Annotated in this window: 18 protein-coding genes; 16 read left to right on the top strand and 2 right to left on the bottom strand. The window is 33.7% G+C overall.

All coding sequences use genetic code 11. The features are described 5' to 3' along the window. The first annotated feature begins 167 nt into the window (after positions 1 to 167). From ACQCX0_RS02460 to ACQCX0_RS02445, 4 genes are all read left to right on the top strand, one after another. A complete protein-coding gene (locus tag ACQCX0_RS02460; RefSeq protein ID WP_462562578.1) occupies positions 168 to 491 on the top strand; it encodes a GPW/gp25 family protein in 324 nt (107 codons plus the stop codon). After that, a complete protein-coding gene (locus tag ACQCX0_RS02455; protein ID WP_462562577.1) occupies positions 475 to 1,227 on the top strand; it encodes a baseplate assembly protein in 753 nt (250 codons plus the stop codon). The genes ACQCX0_RS02460 and ACQCX0_RS02455 overlap by 17 nt, the downstream gene beginning before the upstream one ends. Before the next feature lie 118 nt (positions 1,228 to 1,345). Then, complete coding sequence (locus ACQCX0_RS02450) at positions 1,346 to 1,813, top strand: phage tail protein I (protein WP_462562576.1); 468 nt, start codon at positions 1,346 to 1,348, stop codon at positions 1,811 to 1,813. Positions 1,814 to 1,891: 78 nt separating this feature from the next. Further along, positions 1,892 to 2,011, top strand: coding sequence for a DNA methyltransferase (locus tag ACQCX0_RS02445; RefSeq protein WP_462562580.1), 120 nt, complete (start codon positions 1,892 to 1,894; stop codon positions 2,009 to 2,011). 17 nt (positions 2,012 to 2,028) lie between these two features. Here the strand turns inward: ACQCX0_RS02445 and ACQCX0_RS02440 are convergent, their stop codons facing one another. Beyond that, positions 2,029 to 2,484, bottom strand: coding sequence for a hypothetical protein (locus ACQCX0_RS02440; RefSeq protein WP_462562575.1), 456 nt, complete (start codon positions 2,482 to 2,484; stop codon positions 2,029 to 2,031). Positions 2,485 to 2,634: 150 nt separating this feature from the next. Here ACQCX0_RS02440 and ACQCX0_RS02435 point away from each other — a divergent pair, with 150 nt between their 5' ends. The 5 genes from ACQCX0_RS02435 to ACQCX0_RS02415 all read left to right on the top strand — a co-directional run bounded on the left by ACQCX0_RS02435 (position 2,635) and on the right by ACQCX0_RS02415 (position 6,041). Beyond that, positions 2,635 to 3,069 carry a phage tail-collar fiber domain-containing protein gene (locus tag ACQCX0_RS02435; RefSeq protein ID WP_462562579.1) on the top strand — a complete coding sequence of 145 codons (435 nt, stop codon included), beginning with the start codon at positions 2,635 to 2,637 and terminating at the stop codon, positions 3,067 to 3,069. Positions 3,070 to 3,578: 509 nt separating this feature from the next. Then, positions 3,579 to 3,761: a hypothetical protein gene (locus ACQCX0_RS02430; RefSeq protein ID WP_462562574.1), complete on the top strand. Its 183-nt coding sequence runs from the start codon at positions 3,579 to 3,581 to the stop codon at positions 3,759 to 3,761. A 271-nt stretch (positions 3,762 to 4,032) separates the two neighbouring features. Continuing rightward, positions 4,033 to 4,980 (top strand): phage tail sheath family protein, encoded by a 948-nt coding sequence (locus ACQCX0_RS02425; protein ID WP_462562573.1) that lies wholly within the window; start codon positions 4,033 to 4,035, stop codon positions 4,978 to 4,980. 183 nt (positions 4,981 to 5,163) lie between these two features. After that, positions 5,164 to 5,592 (top strand): phage major tail tube protein, encoded by a 429-nt coding sequence (locus ACQCX0_RS02420; RefSeq protein WP_462562572.1) that lies wholly within the window; start codon positions 5,164 to 5,166, stop codon positions 5,590 to 5,592. A 179-nt stretch (positions 5,593 to 5,771) separates the two neighbouring features. Further along, the gene (locus ACQCX0_RS02415) at positions 5,772 to 6,041 is read left to right on the top strand and encodes a phage tail assembly protein (RefSeq protein WP_462562571.1); all 270 of its coding nucleotides are present in this window, start codon (positions 5,772 to 5,774) and stop codon (positions 6,039 to 6,041) included. Between the two features lie 115 nt (positions 6,042 to 6,156). Here the strand turns inward: ACQCX0_RS02415 and ACQCX0_RS02410 are convergent, their stop codons facing one another. Further along, complete coding sequence (locus ACQCX0_RS02410; protein ID WP_462562570.1) at positions 6,157 to 6,501, bottom strand: hypothetical protein; 345 nt, start codon at positions 6,499 to 6,501, stop codon at positions 6,157 to 6,159. 19 nt (positions 6,502 to 6,520) lie between these two features. Between ACQCX0_RS02410 and ACQCX0_RS02405 the strand changes: the two genes are divergently transcribed. The 7 genes from ACQCX0_RS02405 to ACQCX0_RS02375 all read left to right on the top strand — a co-directional run bounded on the left by ACQCX0_RS02405 (position 6,521) and on the right by ACQCX0_RS02375 (position 11,548). After that, complete coding sequence (locus tag ACQCX0_RS02405) at positions 6,521 to 8,398, top strand: phage tail tape measure protein (protein ID WP_462562569.1); 1,878 nt, start codon at positions 6,521 to 6,523, stop codon at positions 8,396 to 8,398. Between the two features lie 133 nt (positions 8,399 to 8,531). Beyond that, a complete protein-coding gene (locus ACQCX0_RS02400) occupies positions 8,532 to 8,966 on the top strand; it encodes a hypothetical protein (RefSeq protein ID WP_462562568.1) in 435 nt (144 codons plus the stop codon). A 154-nt stretch (positions 8,967 to 9,120) separates the two neighbouring features. Continuing rightward, positions 9,121 to 9,321 carry a tail protein X gene (locus ACQCX0_RS02395; RefSeq protein ID WP_462562567.1) on the top strand — a complete coding sequence of 67 codons (201 nt, stop codon included), beginning with the start codon at positions 9,121 to 9,123 and terminating at the stop codon, positions 9,319 to 9,321. 204 nt (positions 9,322 to 9,525) lie between these two features. Continuing rightward, a complete protein-coding gene (locus ACQCX0_RS02390) occupies positions 9,526 to 10,245 on the top strand; it encodes a phage late control D family protein (protein WP_462562565.1) in 720 nt (239 codons plus the stop codon). A gap of 57 nt (positions 10,246 to 10,302) precedes the next feature. Then, positions 10,303 to 10,503 carry a DNA adenine methylase gene (locus tag ACQCX0_RS02385; protein WP_462562563.1) on the top strand — a complete coding sequence of 67 codons (201 nt, stop codon included), beginning with the start codon at positions 10,303 to 10,305 and terminating at the stop codon, positions 10,501 to 10,503. 41 nt (positions 10,504 to 10,544) lie between these two features. Next, positions 10,545 to 11,123, top strand: a complete 579-nt coding sequence (locus ACQCX0_RS02380) for a DNA adenine methylase (RefSeq protein WP_465029869.1) — start codon at positions 10,545 to 10,547, stop codon at positions 11,121 to 11,123. A gap of 146 nt (positions 11,124 to 11,269) precedes the next feature. Beyond that, a complete protein-coding gene (locus tag ACQCX0_RS02375; RefSeq protein ID WP_462562560.1) occupies positions 11,270 to 11,548 on the top strand; it encodes a hypothetical protein in 279 nt (92 codons plus the stop codon). The last annotated feature ends 85 nt before the right edge of the window (positions 11,549 to 11,633 follow it).

Below are 11,633 nucleotides of genomic sequence, written 5' to 3'. Positions count from 1 at the left end.
CCGCTACACTTCTATAACAATTTAAAGAGAAAAATATATAATATATTATTCTAACGATTAAATAGAATTCATAATCTCCTGCAAATCTGTCCCATTTAAAAATTCCCAAATTCCCATTTAATTTGTCCCGCTACAATAATAACGGGCAAGTAGCCGTGGTGTAGGGAATGATGGATATTAACAGTGGTAAAGCAATAAGTAAAGAAAACTCACTAAAACAGAGTATAGATTTAATCCTGAGAACTCCAAAGGGAGAGAGGGTATTAAACCGGGAGTTCGGGTGTAATGTTGGGAGTTATATAGATGCCCCTCTGAATAGTGTAGGGATGCAGTTGTCTGCGGAGATAATAAACTCGCTAAATAAGTGTGATCCAAGAATTAGAGTGGAACAGGCATTATTAAGCAATAGTAAGGGTACTTTAAGCACGGAAATACGCTACAACAGTGACAATATGAGGGAAGGTGAGGCAGCTAATGTTGAACTTAAATAAAGCAGAGATAGTTGAGGAATTATCAATTGCTAAAATCTTAACAGAGAAAAAGCAGAAGTTACAAGAGTTACTACCGGAAATATATAAAGATATTGTGGATAGCGACCCGGCGATTGCGTTATTGGAAATAGCAGCATATCGGGAACTTTTACTAAGAAACCGAATAAATAAGTCAATAGATGCAGTAAGAATACAATCTGCAGAGGGTAGTGATTTAGATACTCTGGCATTACTCTTTGAGATCAAGAGAAAGCTCATCACTCCGGAGGATAAAAACAGTATTCCCCCAACCCTGGCAGTATACGAAACAGACGAAGAGCTTCGTAAAAGGGTACTAGAAGCTCCAAAGGGATTATCTGTAGCCGGACCAAGGAGTGCATACATATACTATGGCAAACTAGCAGATAGCCAAGTAAAAGATATCAGTGCAATTTCCACAACACCAATGGAAATAGAGATAACAGTATTAAGTTACTTTGAGAAAGGAGAAGCTAGTAAGGAATTAATCACAAAAGTAGCAGAGAAGCTCAATGCAGAAGATATACCCCCAATGGGAGATAAAATAAGAGTTAATAGTGCCAAGATTATAGAATATAAACTTGAGTTAGAGATAAAGTTTAAGGCGGACATAGCACTAGATAAGGCAAATCTTATTAAGGAAATTAGAGAAAAGCTAAAAAATTATACAAGTAGCGAACATAAATTAGGAGGCATTATAACTGAGGCTGGGATTTAAGGCAATGCATTTTTAGACTTAGTGGCAGAATATAAGATAATCAACCCCAAACAAGAGATAAAATGTAGCTTAAAGCAAGCACCGTATTGTACAGAGATTAAAGTAGTTGAGGCTAGTAATGAACAATAAATACTCCCTACTCCCCAAAAGTTACCAAACAGACTTAATACTGGTGCTGGAAGAGTTAATGAGAGAGTTTGAAAAACTTCCCATAGAAGTTATCAAGAACTTTTGGAATCCGAGTAAATGTAGAGCAGACCTATTAGCGTATTTAGCAATTTGTTTAGGTGTGAGCCAATGGGATAGTTCTTGGAGTATAGCACAGAAGAGAGAAGTTTGCCAAAATGCCTTAGCAGTTAATAAGAAGAAAGGAACTATCAAAAGTTTAAAGCAGGTATTAAAAGATTTAAATCTAAACTGTACCCTAACTGAGTGGTGGCAGAAAGATAATATAGAGAAAGGAACAGCAGAGATTATTTTATTAGAGAATGAGATAATTTATTCACAGGAACAGTACAATGCAATTTATAAGTTGATAGATGAAGTAAAAAGACTGGGATTACATTTAAAAATCATCAAGAAATAAGCTTTTAATAAAGGATTTTATGTAGGTGGTAGTGTAATGATAAGGAAAAGGGTGATTATTTCATGAGATTTTCGTTTAATAGAAGCAATATCTAAAGAGGGAGATATTATTTTAGATCCTGCAATGGGTAGTGGTTCGGTTTTAACTGCATGTATTAATAGCGGACGTAATTTTATTGGTGGGGATATAAATAGCTAGTCAAAAATACAAAGGTTTTATTGGTTGGGATCAAAGTTGGGATCATAAACACCTAGCTTAATAGCCTTTTCCAGTATTCGTTTTTCCACCATGTCATCTTCATTCTCAGGATCATAGTGGGCAGTACTGTTCAAAATTTCCAGTTTTCTTTTATATTCTCTATCTCTTCTTTCGTTCAAAGGTTCAAAGGTTTTAGTCCTGTTCAAAATTTCCGTTCTTTCTTTATATTCTTTATTTCTTTTTTCCTGAATTTGTATAAAAAGACAAAGGATCATAATAAAAGTAGCAGTCATTAAACCAATTATGATATTGAATGTAGCATTGAGTATATCATACTTTTTGTTTAAATCATTATTAACAGTATCAAGTTTCTTATCAAAGTTAATAACCTCTTCAGAGGCTTGTTCTGCTAATTCTTCATTAACACCAGCTTCTTTTAAAGCTCTATATAATTTTACAGAAATAATAGTCATAGTATAAAACTCACTTATGTAAGATTAAGTATAACAAAAATATAAGAAAATAACAAGCATAATAGGAAATAGGTAATAACATGGAAACAAATAATGTAGTAATAACAAAATAGGCTTAGCAAAAATAGCAGGAGCAAGTGTAGAGAAGCCATTAAAGTTAGAGAAGTTCGCGGTAGGGCAGGTCAGCAGGGAGGTCACCCTGTGCTCATTAATCCTAAAATCACAGCATTGCTTGATGAAAAGTATCGAGACTATATCAACTCAAAATACAGCAATGATAATAACTTGGTAGTTGAGTGTGTATTGAGGGCAACTGCACCTATAAGTGAGGGGTTTTTCATAAGAGAGTTAGGGATATTTGATGAGGATGAGGAGTTAATTGTGGTAGTTAAGATACCTGAACAATATAGACCGGTAGCAAGTGAGGGGGTAGGGACTGAGAGTATATTTTCAATTGTACTAAAACTAGAGAATACAAATAATATAGAAATAAAACTAAGTGAACAGATATTTGTAACCCAATTAAGTTTAGATAGGGAAGTAGTAAACAGAGAGGAAGCAGATAAAAACACAATAAAGCAATAGAGTCATTAGAGAATAAACAGGTAGACTGAACCCCGGTTTATGAAGAATTAGGGAAAGAAACAAGAACCAGGGCAGAGGAAGATAATAAACTACTTAAAGATATAAAAGAACTACAAAACAAGGAGGTAGATTTTAATCCGATATATGAAGCATTTGAAGATTTAAAAAAAATTTCTGAATACCTAACCAAGAATGAGAATAAGAAGCTAACAGAAGAGACCACAGCATACAATCAGAAAATAGTAGCAAACACCCAAGCAAAAAACCATGCCACCACCGGAATAAGGAATGATGTTGCTAGGAAGAAACAAGAAATAGAAGAAGGCTTATTAAGGTCCCTTGATAATAACTCACTATGGGATATAGAAATATTTAAAAGTGGTGGAGAGTTTTATACACCTGATTTATTAACTAATGTAGGGACATACGAGAGATTCGTAGAAAAACTTAATAATATGTAGCTTAATGAAGATTTATACGCAGTAATAATACTCATAACTGCAACCGGAATGCAATCCTATGAGGAATTAAGCGGAGAATTAAGCAGGAGGTTACAAGAAAATGAGAATGTATATAATGGTAAGGCAACAGGAATAAGCACTGAGTATAAGCAAAATAAGAATAAAATAAACGAACATTATAAAGCAAAACAACAGGAATTAAGAGATTATCTATTTCCAAAATTTACATAAAAAATAATAATAAGGAGTAAACCAATGGCAGAACAAAGTAAATATTTACACGGAATTGAGATAATAGAGGTAGAGAGTGGGGGTAGAACCATCACAACTCCTTCAACCTCAGTAATCGGTGTGGTGAACGGCATCAGGTGAGGGCTTAGATAAGAGTAAATATCCGCTAAATACCCCGGTATTAGTAACTAAGATACAGGAGATTAAGACTTTAGGAGATAAGGGTACGCTACCCTCAGCACTGCGGAGTATCTATAATCAGGCAAGTCCTGTGTGTGTGGTAATAAGGGTTAAGGAGGAAGTAAAAGATACAGCAGTAGATGCGGAAAAAACCATCAAGAACTTAGCAGGAGATGAGTTAGACTATAGTGGGGTGTTTGCTCTCTTAAGGGCAGAGACAGAAGTAGCAGTAAAACCAAAGATACTACTAGCACCTTATTTCAGTTCAATTGTACTTTTAGAGAAAAAGCAGAATGCCATTGTTACAAACCTAATTAAGGTAGCAGAAGCACTAAGGGGAGTAGCGATAATTGACGGACCGAATACTACCAAATCAGAGGCTATAGCTTTTGCAGGTAATCTAAGTTCTAGTCGTGCATATATCATAGACCCAAGCCATAAACCAAGCTTTGAATACACGCCCAAAATCTTAAGTTCCAGTTCATTAGTAGCAGGGATTATGGCAAGAACTGATGCAGAATTAGGCTTTTGGCATTCCCCAAGTAATAAGGAAGTAAAAGGCATAGTAGAACTTAACAGACCAATAGACTTCAATATAAGTGATCCTAACTGTGAGGCAAACCTATTGAACGAGGCAGGAGTAGCAACCATTGTATTTAGCGGTGGTAGTTTCAAACTCTGGGGTAATAGAAGCCCAAGTAAGGATAATAAATGTCATTACCTAAGTGTTCGCAGAACCGTAGATGCGGTTTATGATGCACTTGAGAGTAATTTAGCATGGGCAATAGCTATGCCAATTTTCCATAAGAATTTAATTAATGATATCAGAAGTAATGTGCAGAATTACTTAAATAGGTTAATATCTCAGGGAGCAACAATCGGAGCTAATGTTTGGATAGACATAGAAGATAATACTAAAGAAGGGTTAGAACAAGGGAAATTAATCGTGAGTTTTGATACAGAACCATCAGCTCCTTTAGAGAGACTAACCTTTAAAGCTTATAGAAATAATAATTATTATACTGAAGTTCTTAACTAACTATTGGCAAAGCTGTGCCGAGCTTTGCCAGAGTAGAATAAATTAATAAAGTGTTTTGTCTTACTTTTATTCATAAAAGTAAGGAATAGAAAAGAAGAAAAAAGAGGAAAATAAAATGACAATAATACCAAAAATCATAAAAGATTTTAGATTATACATAAACGGCTTTGATGCGGTTCTAATGTGGAAGAGATAACCCTACCGAAAATCACTGAGAAAATAGAAGATGTGAATATAGGTAGTTTTGTAGTACCTGTATGTTTAGGATTAGAGACAGAGATTACCTTATATGCCCATGATTTTAATATTTGGGTCCAGCATGGCTTATTAAATAATACAATAGGAAACTTATTAAGCTTTAGGGCTTATCAGGAAAGCAATAGAGAAGATGTAGATGAGATATTAATAATAATGAGAGGTAGATTCTCTGAGGTAGACATGGGAACAATAAAGAGGGCAGAGAAAAACACTTATAAAATAAAAGGTAGTCTTAGTGCATATACTTATAATTTAAATGATAAACCATATGTTGTAATAGAACCCTTAACTAATACCTATATTATAGCAGGAATTAACCAGTTTGAGAAACAAAACAAAGCCTTAGGGCAGTAAGGACACGCCCTTAACCCTTTCTTGGCAAGCCTGCGTTGCGAGGCTTGCTAGGGAAAATAATTGACAAAGTGTTTTTGCGGAACACAAGTGTTACTTTTTATTCATAAAAAGTAGGCAGCTAAAGAAACACATAAAGTCTGCCATAAAGGCAGAAGTTTAATAGAAAGGAATATAAAGAAATGAACAAAAACATCACGGTAAGCTTAACTTACCCAGTAACCTATAATAATGTAATTTATAAGGAAGTAACCCTAAAAAGTCCTAAAGTTAAGGATTTAAAGAGTATTAATTTTGAAGTAAATTCAATGTCTGAGAATATAAAATTAATTGCAGTATTAAGCGGAGTACCGGATTTAGCAATTGAGGAATTAGAATTTAGTGATTATGTAAAATTGCAGGAGGTAGCGGTAGGTTTTTTCAGGGAGCCCCAAGAAACTATGAAGAGTTAGTAGCAGACTTGGCATATTACTATAAATGGGGCTATTTTGAGATACTGGAATTAGAAATAACAGAGGCACTAAAATACAGAGAATTACTCAGAGAGAGGATTAAGAATAGTTTGGTTTAGCATGTTTGTCTTTTTCTATTTTCTTCTTTCATTGCTACAATAAAATGGAAAACTAGAAAATAAATCATAAATAATAAAAAAGCAATACAATAAGCAATTGCATAAGCTTCAAATGTTGGGAAATTATATAATAAAGCTCCAAGAAGTATAAATAACAATATACCTAAAATAGGAAAAGCAATATAAGCTTTAATCATATACCAAGAGTGACTACTTTCAAAAAAAATATCTACCCAATAAGAGATAGTTTTTCTGCGGTAGTAAAGATATCTAGAAGGTAGAGCAATAAGTAGGAAGATAATGTGGATAATAGCAACAATATTAATAAAAAACTGTTTCATAATAAGTAAAGTATAAAGCATGAGTGAATTAAAAGCAATAGTAAAGATAGTAGCAATAGATGCAACCTCACAACCCATAGGCAAAGTTAGGAAATCTATGCGGGGGTTACCTATAGTTAATGCTAAGCTTGAGAAGAGTAGTAAGAGTGCAACTAAAGCTATAAAAGATAGTACTAAAAGTTTACAAGAGACTAGCCAAGTAGCACAAGCCGGCAGATTATCTTTAGGTAAATTAGCAACAAGTTTTTCTATGTTAGTTGGTTCCGGCAGTGTAATTGCTAAATTAAAAGGAGCATTAAGAGAAGCTACTTTACGAGAGAGCTTAAACATTAATATAGCTACTGCTTTAGGAGGAGATAAAAGTTTAGGAAAGTTTAAAGAATTCTTTGCCAAAATAGAGCGAACTGGGATTGCAACTTACCAAGAAATCGCAGATACCGGATATAACTTATTATCAGCCGGATTAAGTCAGGAGCAGGCACTAAAAGGAACTAAGGTAGTAATTGAGGTTGCTAAAATTACTAAAGGTGATGCCTCAAGTGTAGCTAGTGTAATGGCAACTGCTTCAAAGAACTTCGGGGTTGAGATGAAAAGAGTTGGGAAAATACTTACTAAAACTCAAATAAAGTTTCAATTTAAAGATTTTAATCAACTAGGAGAAGGTTTTGCTATGGTAGGAGCCTCCGCTGCTGCTATGCAATTACCAATTGAGCAAACCGCCACTGCACTTGGGGTGTTGAACGATGCCGGAGTAACAGGAAGCAGAGCCGGAACCGGACTTAATGCGGTATTCAGGCAAATGGGTAGTGCTTCCCAAAAACCAGGTATAGAAATTCCCAGGGCATTTGATGGGAGCCTTGATTTAGGTAAGTGGTTAAAAGAAGTAGCTAGTAGTTTAAATCATTTAAGTGTAGATGAGAAAGCCATGGCCATACAGAAACTCTTCGGAGATGAGGGTAAAAATGCTATTCTACCGCTGTTACAGTCTTTAGGCAGTTATAATGAGAAACTTAAAGATGTAACAGAGAACTCTAAGAATATTGTAGATAAAGAGGGGCAGAGGCATTACAAAAGCTTTAACGTACAACTTAATAAACTTAGTGCTTCGTTTACACAACTCTCAGTTGCCTTAAGAAAAGCAGTAATCCCACTAATTACTAAGTTAATAAATAAAATAATACCCTGGATAAACTGGGGAGTAGAGCTAGTAAAAACTAATAAAAAGTTGGCACAAACTTTCTTTTTTCTAGGTTTAGCTTTTAGTGGGTTGCTCACAATACTAGCAGTCGGTAAAATCTTAGCAATATCATTTATTTGGTTAGGAAAGTCAGTATATTTTGCAGGTAAGGGAGTGATGTGGTTTATAGGAATTATGGGTAAATTAAAGAAAGTAGCTATAGTTGCTACAATTTTAAAGAAATTATCCATAGCTTTTAGGGTAATGTGGGTAGCAATGTTAGGGCCTGTAGGCTGGGCTATAGCAGGAATAACAGCTCTGGTAGGAATAGGATATTTAATAATCAAGAATTGGATGCCGGTTGGTGAGTTTTTTAGCAACTTGTGGGAGAATATAAAGTCAGGAGTTAGTAACTGCATTGAGTGGATTAAAGGGTTACTTAACCCCATAACTAGCCTCTTTGAGAAAGTAAAGAGTTTCTTTGGGGGAGGTAATAAAGCTAATACTATAGAAGATAACAAGGCTAATACTATTGTAAAAAAAGAACTTAAAACTCTTAATCCTACTACTTCTACTACTAAAAATAGTGAGGGAAGTAACGGTTCAATGATCTATAACAATACTTTTAATATAAGTGAAAATAATCTAAATGCACATAGTATTGCTGAATTAGTAATAAAAAGACTAAAAGAACAACAACTAAGTAGTATGACAAGTTAAGGGTAGGGTAGCAGGGCTCGGACATAAAACCCGCAAGGTACTAATCCCTTGACTCGGTAATTTAAGTTATAAAAATTTTGTTAAGCGTGGCACTAGTGTCTTTATAAAAGCTTAGAAAGAAAGAAAAGAAAAAATGCTAGATAATATAATAAACGGTGATATCGGAGGACACGGCACTAGAATAGCCATGCAGGTAGATAAATACCATGCCCAAATCGAAGATTGCAAGGGTAATACTTGGAAAAAGCTCAATGAGCTAAAGAAGACTTTATTTGAGTTCACAGTGTTTAATTTTAACCCTGACACAATAGGGTATAGTAATACTTATGGGTGGGGTAATCCTGAGAATGAGTTTCAATGTAATGAACAATCCCAAGTCGGTAAGCAGTTTAATAGGAAGAATAACAAACAAAGTATAGAAATCTCAGGAACAATCTATCCTAAAGCTCTAAACTCAATTGATAAATTAATTCAGCAGACAGTAAGCAAGCAACAACAAGATATTATGGAGCTCATCACAAACTTTGACCTTACTTGTAGTTACGGGGCAGAGTTTGCACTAATGTGAAGCATTCCGGGAAATATTGCTCAGGGTGTAAAGTCCTATGGTAAGGCTGTATGTTTAGAATTTAATTATTCAAAAGAAAACTTTATCTATCAGGATAATGCCCTAAAGCTACCTTTTAGTATGACTCTTAGAAAAGATCAATTAGAGAAGATAAATGCAGTATAAAGTACGACGTAATAACGAAACACTAGATGAGATTGTGTATAAACACTACGGCTCATCAGTGGGATATTTAGAAAAAGTACTACTAGCGAACACTTTTTTATATGAACAAGATATTTACTTAAAAGTAGGTACAGTCATTGAATTACCGGAAACGCAGGTACAAACCATGCAAAGAATAAAGCTACTATAAAATGAATTACCAAGTATACATCAACAATAAATTAAGTGAGGTCGCAAGTAGTAGAATTATAAGTTTTACGCTGGAAGATAATAGCACACTACAACTAGATACTCTTAATATAACCCTAGATAACAGCAAACTAGATCTAGAAATACCTAAAGATAATGCCCGGAGAATAAAAGAACTATAGAGTTAGTAATCAACAACTATAAGATGGGACAGTTTCATGTAGAGTTTGTAAATAATAATAGTTCTACTATCACAATTAAAGCAATATATCAAGATCTAAACAAGGGCAGAACAAAACAAAATAGGGTATTTGTTGATAAAAGCCTTGAGGATGTTTTAAAAACCCTAGCTACTTCCTTTAATTTATCCTTAAATCTTGATAATGCCTTAGCAACTAAGAAAATATCTTACTATTTACAAGAAAATAAGACAGATTTAACGGTACTAGCAGAATTAAGTGAAATCTATTATGCTATAGCGAATATTAAGGATAAAGAACTTGTATTCATAAGTAAAAGCAACCCCCAAACCACTTTAAATATAAAAGATACAGAGATACTAAGCATTCATAGATATGATACTGCTAATAAGATATATCAAGGAGTAAAAGCAAGTTATTGGGATTTATGTGCAGGTAGTAAGAAAGAACTAAAACTAGGAACAGAACCCTATTTACACCTAAATAACAAGTACAACCAAGAATTATTAACAGAACTAGTAAAAGCAAAATATCAAGAAATAAAAGAAGCAGAGATAATAGAGTTAGTAGTAGTAGGTAATCCTAACCTACAAGCAGGACTACAGATACAACTAAACAATATAGGCCTATACCAAGACTTTGTAGGAAAATACACCATTAACCAAGCCAAACATATCTTTGATGGTGAATACTATTCTACTAGAATTAATGCCATAAAAATATAGCATTACATAAAACAGAATTACTTTGAGAATCCAATACATAGAAACAAAGGAACAACTATGACTAAATACAATTTAGAAACAGAACAGGAACAGATTAAAAAAATAGATACCCTACTAAGTTGGATAGGAGGTAAACATTTACTATCCAAAACCATAGATGAGTATATAAGAAATACAGAACATACTTTATATGCAGAGTCCTTCTTTGGGATGGGGAATGTATTCTTAAAAAGAAAACACAAAGTTGAGTGCAAGTAATAAATGATTTTAACTTTGAGATAGTAAATCTTTTTAGGGTTTTGCAGAGACACTACAAAACCTTAGTAGAAGCCCTAAACTATCAAATAAGCAGTAGGGAAGAATTTAACAGGCTTCTAATTATACCTCCGCAAATACTTACAGATATTGAGAGAGCAGTAAGATTTTTATATTTACAGAAATTAGTATTTAGTGGACAAGCAGATAGTAAAAGTTTTGGAATACAAAGGCAGAGACCGGCACGTTTTGATATGCTAAAACTACTACCAAGATTAGAAGCAGTACATAAGAGAATTAGTAGTGTGGTTATAGAAAACCTAGACTTTGAGAAGTTTATAAAAAGCTATGATACACAATCTTCACTCTTCTACCTAGACCCACCATATTTTGGTTGTGAAAACTACTACGGGAAGAACCTATTTAAGAGAGATGATTTTCAAAGATTAGCGAACACCTTAGAAAATATAACAGGCAAGTTCATCTTATCAATCAATGATAAACCGGAAATTAGGGAAATATTTAAAAAATACCTAATCAAAGAAGTACAAACCACTTACACGGTCTCTACCGCCCCAGCTAAAAGAGTACAGGAACTCCTTATTTTTAACTACAATCCTTAGTACTTAACCAACCTAATAAGCAGGCTATAATTATAAATATGCTTATTTTTATCTTTTTAGGTCGCATTTCACTTGCAATAAGGGGGTGGGAAGCTATTGTTCCAACATAAAAATAAACCTAACCTAATAACTTAAGGAGTTAAACAATGTTAACAGTATATACACAACCAGAATATAAATATGTAGAATTTAATGGTAGAAGGATAACTGAAAAAACCTTTTTTATATTAAAAGAAGATGTAAAAAAAGCCTTAGTAGAGGAAAACGGATATTATACAAACGATACTGATGCCACAGAGTGGGCAATCAGATGTTATCAAATTATGATACCAGAAGCAGATGCTGTTGAAGCTAGAGAGTTTTTCTTAAGCATAGCCATTAACTTTAGTAGATTATACAAATTACAATTTAAACTAAAGGCATAAATAATAAAGTATTTTTGCTTCTTTTTATTTATAAAAATAAGGTAAGAAAAGAGTATTAAGAATTACTTCTTCTTAGAGTTAACAA

The organism is Candidatus Hepatincolaceae symbiont of Strigamia maritima, from assembly GCF_055505085.1.
The sequence above is the reverse complement of the archived record's forward strand: the minus strand, read 5'-3'. Positions and strand labels throughout refer to the sequence as shown.

Excerpts from the sequence above, each read along its gene's own strand:
- ACQCX0_RS02395 (WP_462562567.1), top strand. The coding sequence starts at position 9,121 with ATGCAGTATAAAGTACGACGTAATAACGAAACACTAGATGAGATTGTG.
- ACQCX0_RS02385 (WP_462562563.1), top strand. The coding sequence starts at position 10,303 with ATGACTAAATACAATTTAGAAACAGAACAGGAACAGATTAAAAAAATA.
- ACQCX0_RS02375 (WP_462562560.1), top strand. The coding sequence starts at position 11,270 with ATGTTAACAGTATATACACAACCAGAATATAAATATGTAGAATTTAAT.
- ACQCX0_RS02410 (WP_462562570.1), bottom strand. The coding sequence starts at position 6,501 with ATGAAACAGTTTTTTATTAATATTGTTGCTATTATCCACATTATCTTC.
- ACQCX0_RS02455 (WP_462562577.1), top strand. The coding sequence starts at position 475 with ATGTTGAACTTAAATAAAGCAGAGATAGTTGAGGAATTATCAATTGCT.
- ACQCX0_RS02450 (WP_462562576.1), top strand. The coding sequence starts at position 1,346 with ATGAACAATAAATACTCCCTACTCCCCAAAAGTTACCAAACAGACTTA.
- ACQCX0_RS02430 (WP_462562574.1), top strand. The coding sequence starts at position 3,579 with ATGCAATCCTATGAGGAATTAAGCGGAGAATTAAGCAGGAGGTTACAA.
- ACQCX0_RS02400 (WP_462562568.1), top strand. The coding sequence starts at position 8,532 with ATGCTAGATAATATAATAAACGGTGATATCGGAGGACACGGCACTAGA.
- ACQCX0_RS02390 (WP_462562565.1), top strand. The coding sequence starts at position 9,526 with ATGGGACAGTTTCATGTAGAGTTTGTAAATAATAATAGTTCTACTATC.
- ACQCX0_RS02440 (WP_462562575.1), bottom strand. The coding sequence starts at position 2,484 with ATGACTATTATTTCTGTAAAATTATATAGAGCTTTAAAAGAAGCTGGT.
- ACQCX0_RS02415 (WP_462562571.1), top strand. The coding sequence starts at position 5,772 with ATGAACAAAAACATCACGGTAAGCTTAACTTACCCAGTAACCTATAAT.
- ACQCX0_RS02405 (WP_462562569.1), top strand. The coding sequence starts at position 6,521 with ATGAGTGAATTAAAAGCAATAGTAAAGATAGTAGCAATAGATGCAACC.
- ACQCX0_RS02460 (WP_462562578.1), top strand. The coding sequence starts at position 168 with ATGATGGATATTAACAGTGGTAAAGCAATAAGTAAAGAAAACTCACTA.